18 protein-coding genes and 1 pseudogene are annotated in these 16,809 nt (G+C 32.9%); 17 read left to right on the top strand and 2 right to left on the bottom strand.

What is annotated here, in order from left to right:
* Positions 1–64 precede the first annotated feature (64 nt).
* From pduB to Ccar_RS14660, 17 genes and pseudogenes are all read left to right on the top strand, one after another.
* Positions 65–904: a propanediol utilization microcompartment protein PduB gene (gene pduB / locus Ccar_RS14740; RefSeq protein WP_179945248.1), complete on the top strand. Its 840-nt coding sequence runs from the start codon at positions 65–67 to the stop codon at positions 902–904.
* A gap of 65 nt (positions 905–969) precedes the next feature.
* A complete protein-coding gene (locus tag Ccar_RS14735; RefSeq protein WP_007062653.1) occupies positions 970–2,634 on the top strand; it encodes a propanediol/glycerol family dehydratase large subunit in 1,665 nt (554 codons plus the stop codon).
* A gap of 16 nt (positions 2,635–2,650) precedes the next feature.
* The gene (locus Ccar_RS14730) at positions 2,651–3,316 is read left to right on the top strand and encodes a propanediol/glycerol family dehydratase medium subunit (RefSeq protein ID WP_007062654.1); all 666 of its coding nucleotides are present in this window, start codon (positions 2,651–2,653) and stop codon (positions 3,314–3,316) included.
* Positions 3,317–3,326: 10 nt separating this feature from the next.
* Positions 3,327–3,839, top strand: coding sequence for a diol dehydratase small subunit (locus tag Ccar_RS14725; RefSeq protein ID WP_007062655.1), 513 nt, complete (start codon positions 3,327–3,329; stop codon positions 3,837–3,839).
* A 13-nt stretch (positions 3,840–3,852) separates the two neighbouring features.
* Complete coding sequence (locus Ccar_RS14720; RefSeq protein WP_007062656.1) at positions 3,853–5,670, top strand: diol dehydratase reactivase subunit alpha; 1,818 nt, start codon at positions 3,853–3,855, stop codon at positions 5,668–5,670.
* Positions 5,671–5,675: 5 nt separating this feature from the next.
* The gene (locus Ccar_RS14715; protein ID WP_007062657.1) at positions 5,676–6,107 is read left to right on the top strand and encodes a glycerol dehydratase reactivase beta/small subunit family protein; all 432 of its coding nucleotides are present in this window, start codon (positions 5,676–5,678) and stop codon (positions 6,105–6,107) included.
* 26 nt (positions 6,108–6,133) lie between these two features.
* Positions 6,134–6,817, top strand: a complete 684-nt coding sequence (locus Ccar_RS27585) for a BMC domain-containing protein (RefSeq protein WP_048030116.1) — start codon at positions 6,134–6,136, stop codon at positions 6,815–6,817.
* Positions 6,804–7,460: a phosphate propanoyltransferase gene (locus tag Ccar_RS14705; protein ID WP_007062659.1), complete on the top strand. Its 657-nt coding sequence runs from the start codon at positions 6,804–6,806 to the stop codon at positions 7,458–7,460. The genes Ccar_RS27585 and Ccar_RS14705 overlap by 14 nt, the downstream gene beginning before the upstream one ends.
* A gap of 5 nt (positions 7,461–7,465) precedes the next feature.
* The gene (gene eutJ, locus Ccar_RS14700) at positions 7,466–8,293 is read left to right on the top strand and encodes an ethanolamine utilization protein EutJ (RefSeq protein WP_007062660.1); all 828 of its coding nucleotides are present in this window, start codon (positions 7,466–7,468) and stop codon (positions 8,291–8,293) included.
* A 112-nt stretch (positions 8,294–8,405) separates the two neighbouring features.
* Positions 8,406–9,218 carry a flavoprotein gene (locus Ccar_RS14695; protein WP_007062661.1) on the top strand — a complete coding sequence of 271 codons (813 nt, stop codon included), beginning with the start codon at positions 8,406–8,408 and terminating at the stop codon, positions 9,216–9,218.
* 66 nt (positions 9,219–9,284) lie between these two features.
* Positions 9,285–9,560, top strand: coding sequence for a EutN/CcmL family microcompartment protein (locus Ccar_RS14690; protein ID WP_007062662.1), 276 nt, complete (start codon positions 9,285–9,287; stop codon positions 9,558–9,560).
* A gap of 16 nt (positions 9,561–9,576) precedes the next feature.
* The gene (locus Ccar_RS14685) at positions 9,577–10,581 is read left to right on the top strand and encodes a cob(I)yrinic acid a,c-diamide adenosyltransferase (RefSeq protein ID WP_007062663.1); all 1,005 of its coding nucleotides are present in this window, start codon (positions 9,577–9,579) and stop codon (positions 10,579–10,581) included.
* Positions 10,565–11,974 carry an aldehyde dehydrogenase family protein gene (locus Ccar_RS14680; RefSeq protein ID WP_007062664.1) on the top strand — a complete coding sequence of 470 codons (1,410 nt, stop codon included), beginning with the start codon at positions 10,565–10,567 and terminating at the stop codon, positions 11,972–11,974. Before Ccar_RS14685 ends, Ccar_RS14680 begins: the two co-directional genes overlap by 17 nt.
* Positions 11,975–12,038: 64 nt before the next feature.
* Positions 12,039–13,388 (top strand): 4Fe-4S dicluster domain-containing protein, encoded by a 1,350-nt coding sequence (locus tag Ccar_RS14675; RefSeq protein ID WP_007062665.1) that lies wholly within the window; start codon positions 12,039–12,041, stop codon positions 13,386–13,388.
* On the top strand, positions 13,385–13,930 hold the full coding sequence (locus Ccar_RS14670; protein WP_007062666.1) for a BMC domain-containing protein: 546 nt from the start codon (positions 13,385–13,387) through the stop codon (positions 13,928–13,930). The genes Ccar_RS14675 and Ccar_RS14670 overlap by 4 nt, the downstream gene beginning before the upstream one ends.
* A gap of 143 nt (positions 13,931–14,073) precedes the next feature.
* Positions 14,074–14,181 (top strand): annotated as a pseudogene (locus Ccar_RS27730) (DNA topoisomerase IV); the annotation flags it as partial.
* 20 nt (positions 14,182–14,201) lie between these two features.
* Positions 14,202–14,906 carry an MIP/aquaporin family protein gene (locus tag Ccar_RS14660; protein WP_048030114.1) on the top strand — a complete coding sequence of 235 codons (705 nt, stop codon included), beginning with the start codon at positions 14,202–14,204 and terminating at the stop codon, positions 14,904–14,906.
* Between the two features lie 352 nt (positions 14,907–15,258).
* Here Ccar_RS14660 and Ccar_RS14655 read toward each other — a convergent pair whose 3' ends face one another.
* Both Ccar_RS14655 and Ccar_RS14650 read right to left on the bottom strand, forming a co-directional pair.
* Positions 15,259–16,152 carry a S1C family serine protease gene (locus tag Ccar_RS14655; RefSeq protein WP_007063508.1) on the bottom strand — a complete coding sequence of 298 codons (894 nt, stop codon included), beginning with the start codon at positions 16,150–16,152 and terminating at the stop codon, positions 15,259–15,261.
* Positions 16,153–16,378: 226 nt separating this feature from the next.
* Positions 16,379–16,795, bottom strand: coding sequence for a hypothetical protein (locus Ccar_RS14650; protein WP_007063509.1), 417 nt, complete (start codon positions 16,793–16,795; stop codon positions 16,379–16,381).
* Between the last annotated feature and the right edge of the window lie 14 nt (positions 16,796–16,809).

Below are 16,809 nucleotides of genomic sequence, written 5' to 3'. Positions count from 1 at the left end.
AATGGATAATAACTTAATTGCAAACGTTTTGGAGGAAGTTAAGAAAAGAATAAATTTAGATGGCATGGATAAAGAACAGATCAGTAAAATTGTTCAAAATATAGCATGCCAAATGTTAAGCAATGATGTTAAAGAAGAAAAAGTTCAAGAGAAAGAAATTGAACAAAATAAAGTTGAAGAAAAAAAGGAGGCAAATGCAATGAGCGCACCATCACCAATAACAGAGTTTGTAGGTACAGCAAATTATGGAGATACAGTGGGATTAGTTATAGCTAATGTTGATACTTTATTACATGAGAAAATGGGATTGGATAAAAAATACCGTTCAATAGGTATAATAAGTGACAGAACAGGTGCAGGCCCTCAAATAATGGCTGCAGATGAGGCTGTAAAGGCTACAAATACAGAGATAGTAAGTATTGAATTACCAAGAGATACAAAGGGTGGAGCTGGACATGGTGCTTTAATCATATTCGCTGCAGAAGATGTATCTGATGCTAGAAGAGCTGTAGAAGTTGCTCTTAAAGATACAGATAGAACTTTTGGAGATGTTTATGGATTTGATGCAGGACATGTAGAACTTCATTATACAGCAAGAGCAAGCTTAGCTTTAGAAAAAGCTTTTGGTGCTCCACTTGGAAAGGCATTTGGAATAATTGTTGGTGCTCCAGCAGGTATTGGAGTTGTAATGGCAGATACAGCATTAAAAACTGCTAATGTAGATTTAGTAAGTTATGCAAGTCCAAGTCAGGGAACTTCACTTACTAACGAGGTTATTATAACAATAACTGGAGATTCAGGTGCTGTTAGACAATCAGTAATTGCTGCTAGAGAAGTAGGAATTGCACTTGCAAAATCAATGGGACAAGATCCTGTATCAACTACAGGTGAACCATATATTTAAGATTTAATTGATCAGTGAATAAATAGTAGTGCTTAGTTAATTAAAAAAAGGTGGTGCTGAAATTAATGAAAAGATCTAAAAGGTTTGAAATACTGGAAAAAAGACCAGTGCACAATGATGGATTTGTAAAAGAGTGGCCAGAAGTAGGACTTATTGCAATAGGAAGTCCTAAGGATCCAATTCCAAGTATAAAAGTAGAAAATGGTAAGATAACTGAAATGGATGGTAAAAAAAGAGAGGATTTTGATTTTATAGATACTTTCTTAGCTGGCCATGCTATTAATATAGAAAATACTGAAAAGGCTATGGCAATAGATTCAATTGAAATAGCCAGAATGCTTACAGATATAAATGTTCCAAGAGAAAAGATTGTTAAAATAGCTACTGCTATAACACCTGCAAAGCTTGTTGAAGTAGTGGACAAGCTAAATGTAGTTGAAATGATGATGGCTCTTCAAAAGATGAGAGTTAGAAAACATCCTTCAAATCAGGCTCACGTTACAAATTTACGTGATAATCCTATTCAAATTGCAGCAGATGCAGCAGAAGGTGCTTTAAGAGGCTTTGATGAAGAGGAAACAACAGTAGGTATAGTAAGATATGCTCCATTTAATGCTGTTTCAATTCTTGTAGGATCTCAAGTTGGAAGAGCTGGAGTTCTTACTCAATGCTCACTTGAAGAAGCAACTGAACTTAAACAAGGTATGCTTGGATATACTGCATATGCAGAAACTATTTCTGTATATGGAACTGAACCAGTATTTGTAGATGGTGATGATACACCTTACTCAAAAGCTTTCTTGGCATCAGCTTATGCATCAAGAGGACTTAAGATGAGATTTACATCTGGTACTGGATCAGAAGTTCAGATGGGATATGCAGAAGGAAAATCAATGCTTTACTTAGAAGCAAGATGCATAATGATAACAAGAGGTGCTGGAGCTCAAGGTTTACAGAATGGTTCTGTTAGTTGTATAGGTGTTCCTGCAGCAGTACCAGGAGGCATAAGAGCAGTACTTGCTGAAAACCTTATAACTACAATGCTTGATCTAGAAGTTGCATCAAGTAATGACCAGACATTCACTCATTCTGATATAAGAAGAACTGCAAGAACTATGATGCAATTCTTACCAGGAACTGATTTCATTTGTTCAGGATACAGCTCAACTCCAAACTACGACAATATGTTTGCAGGATCTAACTGGGATGCAGAAGACTACGATGATTGGGTAGTTATGGAAAGAGATTTAAAAGTTGATGCAGGTCTTGTTCCAGTAAAAGAAGAAGATGTAATAGCTGTTAGAAATAAGGCAGCAAAAGCAATTCAAGCTTTATTTAAAGAATTAGGACTTCCAGTTATAACTGATGAAGAAGTTGAAGCTGCAACTTATGCTCATGGTAGTAATGATATGCCAAAGAGAAATGTTGTAGAAGACTTGAAAGCAGCACAAGATATGTTATCAAGAGGTGTTACAGGTCTTGACTTTGTAAAAGCTCTTCATAAAGGTGGATTCCCTGATATAGCTGAAAGAGTTTTGAGCTTATTAAAACAGAGAATAGCAGGAGATTATCTTCATGCATCAGCTATATTTGATGAAAACTTCAATGTAATAAGTGGAGTTAATGATCAAAACGATTATATGGGACCTGGAACAGGATATAGACTGGATGGAGAGAAATGGGAAAAGATTAAGAACATAGATTTTGCTTTAGATCCAGATAAAATGTAGAGGGGAGCGGTTAAGTATGGTAAATTCAGTATCTAACGAGGAATTAATAGAATTGATAACTAAACAAGTTTTGGATCAATTGACATCTAGCAATTCAAATGCCTCTAAAACTTCCAGTGCTGTTTCAAGTGTTGGAAAAATGAAATTAGAGGAAGTAGGTAATGCTGAAGTTGGAAAGAGAAGCGATGAAGTAGTTGTAGCAGTAGGTCCAGCTTTTGGAAAGTATCAAACTGAGACAATAGTAGGAATTCCTCATGATGATGTAATAAGAGAGGTACTTGCAGGTATAGAAGAAGAGGGCATTACTCCAAGAGTTGTAAAAGTTTTACGTACATCAGATGTATCTTTTATGGCTCATGATGCTGCTGAAATAAGTGGCTCTGGAATAGGTATAGGTATACAATCAAAAGGTACTACGGTTATACACCAAAAGGATTTACAACCGCTAAATAACCTTGAATTATTCCCACAAGCACCATTAATAGATAGAGAAACTTTTAGAGCTATAGGTAAAAATGCTGCTAAATATGCTAAAGGAGAATCACCAGATCCAGTTCCAGTTAGAAATGATCAAATGGCAAGACCAAAGTACCAGGCTAAATCAGCAGTACTTCATATAAAGGAAACTGAGCATGTAGTTAAAGGTGCAAAGCCTATAGAATTAAAAGTAGTTTTTGAATAGGGGTGAGATTATGGATAATAATGCTTTAATAGAACAAATAGTTAATCAGATTTTAAATAAAATGTCATCTGGTGAAGTTTCAAAACCAGCTTGTGAAGTTAAAAAGAGCTGCGATACTCTTACAGATGCTGACTATCCACTAGCTAAAAAGAGAAGTGACTTAATAAAGACAAGAAGTGGAAAAACTTTTGATGATATAAATATGGAAAATGTTCTAAATGGAAGTGTAACTCTTGATGATATAAAGATTACTCCAGAAGTTCTTTTATATCAAGCTCAAATAGCAGAATCAATAGGCAGAAATCAATTTGCAGCAAATTTAAGAAGAGCAGCTGAACTTACATTTGTACCTGATGATAGAGTACTTGAAATATATAATGCATTAAGACCTTATAGGTCAACAAAACAGGAACTTTTGGATATAGCAGATGAACTTGAGAATAAATATAATGCAAAAATCTGTGCTTCCCTTGTTAGAGAAGCTTGTGAAGTGTACGAAAAGAGGGAAAAACTAAGAGTTTAGGTAGGTGGTCTAAGTGAAACTTGTAGCAGGAGTTGATATAGGAAATTCTACCACAGAAGTAGCCATAGGTGATGTAGAGGGCGAACTTAAATTTTTAACAAGTAGCATAGTAAAAACCTCAGGAGTAAAAGGAACTTTAGACAATGTTGCAGGCATTTTAACGGCTCTTAAAGATGCCTGCGGCAACTTAAACAAGAACATAAGTGATTTAGATACTATATGCATAAATGAAGCTACTCCAGTTATTGGTGATGTTGCTATGGAAACTATAACAGAAACCATAATAACTGAATCTACTATGATAGGGCATAATCCTGACACTCCAGGAGGTGTCGGAGTAGGAACAGGAAGAACAATATTTTTAGATGAATTAGAAAGAATTCATGAAAATGATAAGGTAATATGTGTTATTCCTAAAAATGTTGATTTTGAAACTGCATCAAAAAAGCTAAATGAAGGTTTTGAAAGAAATTTGGAGATAACTGGAGCTATAGCACAAGGTGACGATGGAGTTATAATATGTAACAGATTGCATAAAAAAATACCAGTTATTGATGAAGTTTCTTACATAGATAAGGTACCTATGGGAATGCTTGCAGCTGTAGAAGTTGCAGAAGTAGGAAAAACAATAAAAACCCTATCTAATCCTTATGGACTTGCTACTTTATTTAATCTTTCACCAGAAGAAACTAAGCATATAATTCCTATATCAAGGGCATTAATAGGAAACAGATCCGCAGTAGTTATAAGAACTCCTGAAGGAGATGTAAAAGAAAGAGTTATACCTGCAGGAAAACTTATTTTATTTGGAACTTCAGAAAAGAAGGTTTCTATTGAAGAAGGTTCTGAAGGTATAATGAAAAACTTAGGTGAAGTATGGCCTCTTAATGATGTAAGTGGAGAGTCAGGTACTAATGTAGGTGGAATGATAGAAAGAGTAAGACAAATAATGGGTGAACTTACATCACAAAATATTGAAGATATAAAAATACAGGATATTTTAGCTGTAGATACTTTTAAACCCCAAAAAGTGCAAGGTGGACTTGCTGGTGAATTTGCATTAGAAAATGCTGTAGCATTAGCTGCAATGGTTAAAACTAGTAAGTTACCTATGGAAAACATAGCAAGAAAGTTGCAGGAAAGCACAGGTATTAAAGTGGTAATTGGAGGGGTAGAAGCCAACATGGCAGTGCTTGGAGCATTAACTACACCTGGAACAGATAAGCCTCTTGTAATACTTGACATGGGAGGAGGATCTACAGATTCTGCATATATAAGTAAAGAAGGTAAGGTAAAATCTATTCATCATGCAGGAGCAGGAGAAATGGTTACCATGTTTATAAATTCAGAACTTGGTCTTGATGATTATAACTTATCTGAAGATATAAAAAAATATCCTTTAGCTAAAGTAGAAAGTCTTTTCAATTTAAGATATGAGGATGGAACAGTATGCTTTTTCCAACAGCCTTTAGATGCTTCATTATTTGCAAGAAATGTAGTTGTAAAGAATGATGAGATGATTCCAATACCAACTAAGGATTCTTTGGAAAAAATAAGGCTTGTTAGAAGAGATGCAAAGAAAAAGGTGTTTGTAACTAATGCTATAAGAGCACTTGGAGATACAGCACCAAATGGGAATTTGAGAAGTATAGAATTTGTGGTATTAGTTGGAGGATCTGCTCTTGATTTTGAAATTCCAGAAATGGTATCAGAAGAATTATCTCACTATGGTATAGTTTGTGGAAGTGGAAATATAAGAGGAATAGAAGGACCAAGGAACGCTGTGGCTACGGGACTTGTGTTATCTTATTATAACAACTTGAGAGGGTAATTATTATGGTAAATAATGTTTTAGATAGGCCAAGTATATTAGTATATGTAGAAAATGAGCAAGAATCTCTTTTTAAAGAGATTCTTGCTGGTATAGAAGAAGAAGGAATACCTTATGATTTAATAAAGAAGCCTATAGAAAAAAAGAATTTTGTAGAAAAAATTTATTCTCTTTGTCATAAATCTAGAATGGGTATAGCTGTTGGTGTGCAGGAAAGTACAGTAGTACTTCACTACAACAAATTAAAAGAAGATAAACCATTGTTAGATATAAAATTAAATTTTTATGAAAAAGAAAAAGCAAGAAAAATAGGTTCCAATGCAGCTAGGTTATATAAGGCAATGCCATTTAAAGATGTAAATGAATCCAATGAAGCAGATGTAGAACTAATAGAGAAAATATCAGCAGCTGTAATGGATATATTAAAAAATCGATAAATTTGTGAGTTAAAGGGGGCATTTTTATGAAAGAAGCCCTGGGGCTTATTGAAACTGTTGGTATGGCTGCAGCTATAGAAGCAGCAGATACTTGTGTAAAATCCGCAAATGTAGAACTTATAGGATATGAATTAACAAGAGGACAAGGTATGGTAACAGTTAAAATCAAAGGTGATGTAGGTGCGGTAAAGGCAGCTGTAGAATCAGCAAAAGTTAGTGCAGGTAAAGTAAATAAAGTTGTATCTACTTTGGTAATACCAAGACCAGCACAGGGAATTCAAGGTATTATAGAGTCTGATTCAACTGTTGGTATTGAAAGGGAAGAAGATAATAAAAAAGAAGCTTTGGAAGATAACAAAGAAGTAGAGATAGTTAAAGAAGAAGTAACTAAACAAGATGAAAAAAAAGAAGATGCAGCAAACGAAGAAGTAATTAAGCAAGAAGTACCTAAAGAGGAAGTAAATGAAGAAAAGACAGTTACAGAGCAAAAAGAGACATTAAATATTCAAAAAAAAACGGAAAAAGAAGAAGTAGAAAAAAAAGAAGAAATAGTTGAACCTAAAGAAAATATAAAACAGCAAGAATTAAAAGAGGATAGCGAAACATGCAATATTTGTCATGATGCTGCGTGTCCTCGTAGAAAAGGCCAGCCTAAGAATATGTGTATACATTACAATGAAATGCAAGGTGATATAAATGGCAGAGATTAAAAAAGAAAAGCTTATAGCTGATATAGTAGAAAACATAATGGGAAAATATCAAATAAAGAATAGAGAATTTTCAATTCCTGTAGGAGTTTCTAACAAACATATACATGTAACCCAAGAAGATTTAGAAATTCTATTTGGAAAAGGTTACGAACTTACAGTGAAAAGTCCAGTAAAACAAATTGGTCAATTTGCATCTAATGAAACTGTAACTATAGCAGGACCAAAAGCAGCTTTTCATAAGGTAAGAATACTCGGACCTGTAAGAAGTTATAGTCAAGTAGAAATATCGAGAACAGATGCTTATACTCTTGGAATAAAACCACCAGTAAGAAATTCAGGTGATCTTGAAAACTCTGAAAGCTTATGTGTAATAGGTCCTAAAGGTATGATAGTGTTTAAAAATAAAGTTATATGTGCAAATAGACATATACACATGCTTCCACCTCAAGCAGAAGAGTATGGGGTAAAAGATGGAGATTTGGTTCAGGTTGAAACTAAGGGACCTAAAGGAGTAATATTTAAAAATGTTCTCATAAGGGTAAGTACAAAATCTGCATTGGAATTTCATATAGATACAGATGAAGCTAATGCAGCTGAAATTAAGAGTAATGATTTCATAAGTATTATAGGCAAGAATAGGTGATTGATATGGATAATTTAGATAAGGCAAATGACTTTATAAAGAATATGGAGAAAACTTTTGAAACTCCCCAAGAAATAGATAATAAGACAAAGCTTAAAGTAGGAGTGGATTTAGCTACTTCAAATATAGTAGTTACTGTTTTAGATGAAAATAACAATCCTATAGCTGGTGAAATGAGAAAAGCATCAGTGGTTAGGGATGGAATAGTAGTGGAATATTTAAAAGCAGTTACTATAGTTAGAGAATTAAAGGAAAAGCTGGAGAAAAAACTTAATAGAAAGCTTGATTATGCAGCTACAGCTATTCCACCAGGAATAAGTGCAGGAAATACAAAAGTTATAACAAATGTAGTAGAATCCTGTGGATTTGAAGTAACAAGTGTAATAGATGAACCAACAGCAGCTTCAAAAGTACTTCAAATTGAAAATGGAGCTGTTGTAGATATAGGTGGAGGAACTACAGGAATATCTATACTAAAAGATGGAAATGTAGTTTACTCAGCAGATGAACCAACAGGAGGACATCATTTGAGCTTGGTAATATCCGGAAGTTTGGATATGGATTATGAAGATGCAGATGAATATAAGGTTAAGTCTGAAAACTATAATACAGTATTTCCACTAGTAAGGCCAGTAGTAGAGAAAATGGCTAATATAATTTTGCATCATGTTAGGGGATATGATGTAAAGACAATTTATTTAGTAGGGGGAACTTGCTGCCTTAAAGATATCGAAAAAGTAGTGGAAAAATATACAGGTATAGAGACAATAAAACCTTATGATCCATTACTTGTGACACCTATGGGTATATCTATGAGTAGTTCAGCTGTTTAGAGTGTACATAAAGATATAATACCCATAGATATGAAAAATATTAATAGGGGATTGTACTAACTAGATAACTTAAAGCAAGGTTTATTTGATTAGTAAAAGAGGTGAGTAATAGATGGAAATTGAGCAATTAATAAAGCCTATAGTTACTCAAATATTAAATATGATGAATAAAAAAGTACTATTGTTTATAAGTGGTGGAGCTGTAAATGTAAAAGATATATTTAACACTCTTTCTTCTTATGGAATAGTACATTATGATATTGTACGTACTGATGGTTCCAATAAGTCTATACCAGAAGAATGCATAAAAGGTTTAAATGGAAATTTAATAAATTGTAAAAATGATATGGTAAAGGCTATAAAGGAAGCAGATGCAATATTAGTACCTGTTATGACTAGAAATACTTTAAGTAAATGTGCACTAGGCATATCAGATAATTTAGTTACTCTTGGCATAGCTGAGAGCCTTATGATGAATAAGGAAGTAATAGCAGTAAAAGATAGTTTTGATCCATCCAATAATGTAAATATATCTTTAGGATATTCTAAAAATCCTGTCTACAATAATTTTATTTCAGATTATGAAAAAAGACTTGTATCCTTTGGAGTAAAGTTTATAAATTCAGAACAACTAGATGAAGCACTTCAACAAAAATTAAAATTTGATATAAATATTAACAAGTTTGAACAAAGTGTAGAGCAAGTTAAAAATAATAACTGTGAAGAAAAAGCTCAAGAAGCAAAAATAGATACTTGTAAAACAGAAAAGGAAAATATAAAGGTTCTATCAGGTGTTTTGACAATGCAAGATATCATAATAGCACTGAATGGAAGCAAAGAATTGCATGTGAAGCAGGGAGCTTTAATAACCTCTCTTGCTCAGGATTATATTTATAACAAGGGCATAGAAGTAAAATATTATTAAGGTGTGTGAAGTAAGTTAGAATTTATACTTTTACTTTACATGCTAGTAGCGAAGGAGTAGAGTAGCATGTTTTTAGCAAAGGTTGTTGGAAATGTAGTTTCAACTCAAAAAGATGAAAAGTTTGTGGGTACTAAGCTTCTTATAGTTAGGAAAATGGATGAAAATAGACAATTAATAGGAGAATCGTTGGTTGCTATAGATACAGTTGGAGCTGGAAACGGTGAAATAGTTCTTGTAGTTACAGGAAGTGGTGCAAGGTATGTTGACACTTCAGAAAGAGTAATTCCATCAGATGCTTCTATTATTGGTATTGTGGATTCTGTTGAAGTAACAGACAGTTAAAGGTGGTGGAAATCCTATGAAAATTTATACAAAGACTGGGGACAAAGGAACAACTAGTCTTGTGGGTGGCAGTAGAACTGAAAAAAGTGATATAAGAGTATGGTGCTATGGCACTATTGATGAAACAAATTCAGCACTTGGAATGGCAAGAAGTCATATAGATGATAAAGAGATTAGAGATATAATACTTAAAATTCAAAAGACACTTTTTGAATTAGGAGCTGAACTTGCTTCGGTTGGTACTGATAATTATAAAGAAAGAGTAAAAGAAGAAGACATTAATTTTTTAGAGAATACTATTGATAAAATGGAAAGTTTAAAACCAGATATTAATGGATTTATAGTTCCAGGTGGAACAGAAGAATCTTCATATCTGGATATAGCAAGGACAGATGCAAGGAGAGCTGAGAGATATATGACAGAACTTATTTCAAAGTATGATATAAGTGAAAAACTTCTTAAATATGTAAATAGGCTTTCAGATGCTATATATTCATTAGCAAGATATATAGATTATAAGGATATATTTGAAAAGGTACATCAAAATGTAGGAAATATTTTGGGTAGCACAGAAAAGTCAAATAAAAATCCCAAAATTGAAAAGCTGGATAGAAATTTGGCAGAATATATAACTTCTCATTGTATAAAGAAGGCAGACGAAATAGAGATTCCTATGGTTATATCTATAGTAGACAATGGTGGAAATTTAATTATGTTACAGCGCATGGATGATTCTCTTTTAGGAAGTATAGAAGTGTCTATGGGGAAAGCTTATACAGCTGCGGCTTTTAAAATGGCCACAAATGAACTTAAAGATATGGCTGTTCCAGAAGGCGAACTATATGGCATAGGAAATTTAAAAAAGGTAATTACTTTTGGGGGAGGATATCCTCTTAAAATAGGAAATAAATTAGTTGGTGCTATAGGTGTAAGTGGTGGAACCGCAGAACAGGACATGCTTGTATCTAAATATGGAGTAGAAGTTTTTGAGGAGGTAGTTTTAAATGGAATTAGAAAGTAATGAATTATCCGTTATAATAGAGAAAGTCCTAAAGGAAATGAATAAAAAAGAGTTTGGTAAGAAAGAAAGCGATGGCATATTTGATACCATGGATGAAGCTGTAGAAGCATCTTATGAAGCTCAGAAAAAGTATTCAAGTTATTCATTAGAGCAGAGAGAAAAATTAATACAAGCTATGAGAAAAGCAATTATGGATAATGCTATGGAAGTAGCAAATTTGTGTGTAAAAGAATCAGGAATGGGCAGAGTAGATCATAAATATTTAAAACTCAAATTAATAGTTGAAAAAACTCAAGGAACAGAAATTTTAAGACCAGAAGTTTACACAGGAGATAATGGACTTACACTTATAGAGCATGGAGCATTTGGTGTTATAGGTGCTATAACTCCATCTACAAATCCAGCAGCTACAGTAGCTTGTAATAGTATATGCATGCTAGCTGGGGGAAATACAGTAGTATTTTCACCACATCCAGGAGCATTAAATTCATGTCTTACTATGATAAGAATATTAAATAAAGCTATTAAAGAAGCAGGTGGACCTGAAAATCTTATAACTTCTGTAAAGGCACCATCAATAGAAAACACAAATATTATGATAAATCACAAGAGAATAAGACTTGTAGTAGCAACTGGTGGCCCTGGAATAGTTAAATTAGTTTTATCATCAGGTAAAAAAGCTATAGGTGCAGGAGCAGGAAATCCTCCAGTAGTTGTAGATGAAACTGCTGATATACCAAAGGCAGCAAGAGACATAATAGCAGGCTGCAGTTTTGATAATAATTTACCTTGTATAGCAGAAAAAGAAGCTATTGTAGTAGAGTCTGTTTATGAGGAACTTATAAAAGAATTCAAGAAGAACAGAGTTGTATATGAACTTACTGATGAGGAAGCAGAAAAATTAGTAGGTAAAGTTTTAAACTATGATGAGAAAAACAAAAAGTATTCTATAAATAAAAAATTTGTAGGAAAAGATGCTAAATACTTATTAGAAAGCATTGGAAAAGATGCAGGTACTGGAGTTGAATGTTTGATCTATAGAGCAGAAAATAGTCATCCATTTGTACAAGAAGAACTTATGATGCCAATTTTACCTATAGTAAAAGTAAAGAATGTAGATGAAGCTATAGAAACAGCAGTAGAAGATGAACATGGAAATAGACATACTGCTATGATGCATTCTAAAAATGTAGTTAATTTAACTAAAATGGCAAGAGCTATAGATACTACTATATTTGTAAAGAATGCACCATCTTATGCCGGAATAGGCTTTGGTGGTGAAGGACATACAACCTTCACTATAGCAGGACCTACAGGAGAGGGAATTACTAATGCAGTAACATTTACAAGACAAAGAAGATGCACAATGGTTGATTCCTTTAGAATAGTATAATTTAAAAGTTGAAAGTTGAGAATTGAGACTCAACTTTCAACATAAAAAGAAAGGGGGGTAACTTGTGAGCCTTATAGATAAAATTCATGAAGCAGGCGTTGTAGGTGCAGGAGGTGCAGGTTTTCCTACGGATAAAAAGCTTAATTGTAAAGTAGAATATTTTATAATTAACGGATTGGAATGTGAACCTCTCCTGCAATCAGATAAATATATAATGAGAAATAAAAGTGATGAGATAGTAAAAGCTGCTGAGGAAATAGGAAAATTAGTGGAAGCTTCAAATATAGTTATAGGTTTAAAAAAAGAATATGAAAAGGAAATAGAAGCACTAAAGAAGTCTATAGACAAATTGAATTCTAATATAACTTTATATTTATCAGATGTATTTTACCCTGCAGGAGATGAACAAATACTGGTGTATGAAGTTACAGGAAGGACAATACCACCAGCAGGTATTCCTTTAAATGTAGGAGCTGTAGTATCTAATGTCAGTACGGTTTTTAATATATATGAAGCTATGGAAGATAAGCCTGTTATGTATAAGTATGTTACGGTTATAGGAGAAGTTGGAACACCTTCAATAATTAAAGTTCCTATTGGTACTCCTGTATTAGAATGTATAGAGAGCTGCGGTGGAGCTAAACTTGATGACTATGCAGTAATAATGGGCGGGCCTATGATGGGAAAAAGAGTATTAAAGAAGGATTTAGAAAGTAGATTTATAACTAAAACCGATGGTGCTATTATAGTACTGTCTTCAGAACACTATTTATTTAATAGAGAAAAGATTACCATAGAGCATATGAAGAAACAAGCAAAATCAGCTTGTATACAATGTCACTATTGTACTGATATGTGTCCTAGAAATTTAATAGGACATCCTATGCATCCTCATAAAATTATGAGAAATGTGGCTTTTGGCGTTGAGGATGAGGAAGCCTTAAAAGAAACACTTATATGTTGTGAATGTGGAGTTTGTGAAATGTATGCTTGTCCTATGGGATTATCTCCAAAAAGGATAAATGTATATTTTAAAAATGAATTGAGAAAGAAAGGCATAAAGTGGGTAAATGATAAGAAAAGATTTGAAGCATCTTTAGTAAGGGATTATAGAAAAGTACCTACAAAGAGACTTATCAGGAGACTTCATCTAAATGATTATATTGGACAGGTTTTGAAAGAAGGAGAAGAAATAATACCTTCTAAAGTAGAAATACCACTTAAACAAAATATAGGAGCACCAGCTGAAGCTGTAGTTTCTTTAGGAGATAAAGTATTTAAAGGACAGAAAATAGGAGAAATAAAAGAAGGAAATATGGGTGCCAATATACATGCTAGCATAGATGGTGTTGTATCAGACATAAAAGATGGCAGGATTGTTATAAAGCTTATGAAGCCAGAGGTGATTGTATGATAAAAACTATAGGAATGTTGGAATTAAACAGTATAGCAAAAGGACTTGAAACAGCAGATAGAGTAGTTAAAGCAGCAGAAGTGGATTTACTTCTTGCAAGAACAATATGTCCTGGAAAATACATTATTCTCATAACGGGAAATGTTGGCGCTGTAAAATCAGCTATAAATACAGGAGAAGAATTTGCACAAGAATATTTGGTAGATAAATTAATGCTTCCAAATGTGCATTATCAGGTTATACCAGCCATTAATGAAGCTACTAATGTAGAAAAGATAAAGGATTTAGGCATACTTGAATTCTTTAGTGTATCCGCAGCTATAATTGCAGCAGATGCTGCTGTAAAATCAGCTAATGTAGACTTAATTGAACTTAGATTAGGTATAGGTATAGGTGGAAAATCTTTCATAACTTTAACTGGAGATGTAAGTTCAGTTAAAAATGCAGTTACAGTAGGTGCTAACACTGCTTTGGATAATGGAATGTTTGTAAATAAAGCCGTAATATCTGGACCAGATAAGCAGTTAATTAAGTTTTTATAAGTATAGAGAATGCAAAAATATTATTTTATATGAATTACTATTTAAGTATACAAAAAATTTTGTTCTGGATATATGATATGTCTTACTTTGTAAATACTTCATTTATGTTAGATTAGAGTTTTCTATAATTAAAGATGGAATTTTATGAAACAGGGGAAGGTAGAGTTACATTAAGAGTTAAGACTTCCATAGAAAGGTTAGAAAATGGAAGAGTAGGTATTGTTATAACAGAATTAAATAAATCAAAAAATTAATCAGGGGGTAGGATATTATGTCAAAGATGATGGCTGAATTTCTAGGAACAATGATTTTGGTTTACTTAGGAGATGGAGTTTGTGCTAACTGTACATTAGCTAAAAGTAAAGCTCAAGGTGGAGGATGGATAGTTATAACAACAGCATGGGCTATAGCAGTTGGACTTCCTGCATATATATTTGGGGGAATAAGTGGAGCTCACTTAAATCCAGCACTTACTATAGGACTAGCTGTTGTAGGTAAATTCCCAGCAGCAGAAGTACCAGGATATGTAATTGCTCAAATGTTAGGTGGATTTGTAGGAGCTGTTTTAGTATGGTTAACTTTCTTGCCACATTGGAAGGAAACAGAAGGTCAAGCTGATAAGCTTGGAATATTCTGTACAGCTCCAGCTATAAGAAATTTGAAGGCAAACTTTTTAACTGAGTTTTTAGCTACAGCTACATTAGTATTTGGTATTCTTGGTATAGGCGCTACAAAAGCTGCTGATGGATTTGGAACACTTTTTGTAGCATTATTAATCTTTGTTTTAGGTGCATCTTTAGGTGGTCCTACAGGATATGCTATGAACCCAGCCAGAGATTTAGCACCAAGAATAGCACATGCTGTACTTCCTATAGCAGGAAAAGGTGATTCAGATTGGTCTTACTCTTGGGTGCCAGTTTTTGGACCTATAGTAGGAGCAATTGCAGGAGCTTTATTATTCGTCGCTGTATTTTAAATTTTGAAAACTTTGGACTCTTTTGATTTAAATTTGTCTACTTTATTATTATGTGGAGTTTTTATAGAGTATTTTAAAGATATAAATATGAGTGTATTTATTGTTGAAAGCATAATTACAGAAATAATGATAATTTGCTTGTTAATATTATTAAGCATTTATTCATACTTCAAAAGAGGTCATATTGTATTCTTAAATAGTAGAAACAAAATGCATAGTATAAATAATATGCTATTTCATAATTTATAAAAGATTAAACTATTTTAATGGGGTTGTTGCATTAAAATCAAATACTACAATAATATTATAGGTAAATTATTTAGTGCAGCAGCTCCATTATTTTATTAAATTTTTAACTAGAAGATTTTATTTTAACATTAAAATCTTTATTGCCAGTAGAGGTTTTTGCAGTTACTTTTACTGTATTACCTGCTCCTATGGTATATATAGTTTCTCTTAAATCGTTCATACTTTTTAATTCTTTACCGTTTATAGAAAGAATAATATCACCTTTTTTAAGTCCTGCTTCATAAGAACCACTTCCAGCAGCTATGTCATAAATATAAATACCTTTTTCAAAGTTTATATCTAAGTATCCAGCCATGGATTTATCAAATCCAACTATTCCAATAACAGGAGTATTAAATTTGCCGGTTTCTTTTAAACTTTTTAGCACTGGCTTAACTATATTAATTGGTACAGCAAAGCCTATACCCTCAGCACTGGTAATTTTTGCGGAATTTATAGCAATGACTTCTCCATTTATATTTGAAAGAGGTCCACCGCTATTTCCAGGATTAATAGAAGCATCTGTTTGAATTAAATCTTCCATAAAGGTGCCTTCACTAGCTTCAATAGTTCTGTTTATGGCACTTATAATTCCTGAAGTAACAGTTCTTTGAAATTTTAATCCTAATGGATTTCCTATAGCAATAGCAGTTTCGCCTATTCTAACTTTAGAGGAATCTCCTAATTGTACAGGAGTAAGATTTTTTTCATTTACTTTAATTATGGAAAGATCTAAGCCTTCATTTGACCATACAGGATTTGCAGAAACATCCCTCCCATCATATAGAGAAACCTTTATACTTTTAGCATTAGTTCCAGCTACATGATTATTAGTAAGTATGTATCCACTATTATCAATTATCATTCCGGAGCCCACACCTTGAACTTCCTTATTTCTATTGCTTGCAAAGGTAGTTGTAATACCAACTACAGATGGTATTATTTTTTTCAGCAGCACTTGTTATGGTAGAGCCATTTGAAGAAGCAGTATTTGTAGCATTTGGAGTGCTTTGTTGAGCCTTTGAACTATTTTTATTAAAACTACATCCACTAAAGCTGGAAGTAATTAAAAGATTTATTAAAATTACAGAAATTGCTTTAATTGTTTTCGAAATAATCACCACCTTATAATATTTTAAAAATTATATTTAAATATAAATTACAAATAAGATAATTTGTAAGAATTATAATTTTGGATGAATATCTTCTAATCTATGAGGCAAATCCAAATTAGGGTTATTTAAATCACCACCAGCATTTTTTATAATATCTTTAGCTTTATCAGCATCTTTATCCTCTAAGTTTACAATTACCCTATAATTTACATCTGTTATTTCTTCAAAGCCACCCATGCCGCTTACCATAGGACTTGCTGCAGCTAAAGGTCTTTTTGAAACATCATCAGAAAGTCCTCCAGAATTAAGCACAAGAGATGATAAAGTTCCAGCCTCATTTATGGCTTTTGGAGGATCATTTCTATCATTATATTCCACATAATGATCATTTAAATCTACTACTGATTTATTAAAACCTTCTGCTTTTAATTTTTCAACAGCACTGTTGGCATTTTTTATACCACTAAAAAAAGCTTCAATTTTCATTATAATCAACCCCT

The organism is Clostridium carboxidivorans P7, assembly GCF_001038625.1.
Classification (GTDB): domain Bacteria; phylum Bacillota; class Clostridia; order Clostridiales; family Clostridiaceae; genus Clostridium_AM; species Clostridium_AM carboxidivorans.
The sequence above is the reverse complement of the archived record's forward strand: the minus strand, read 5'-3'. Positions and strand labels throughout refer to the sequence as shown.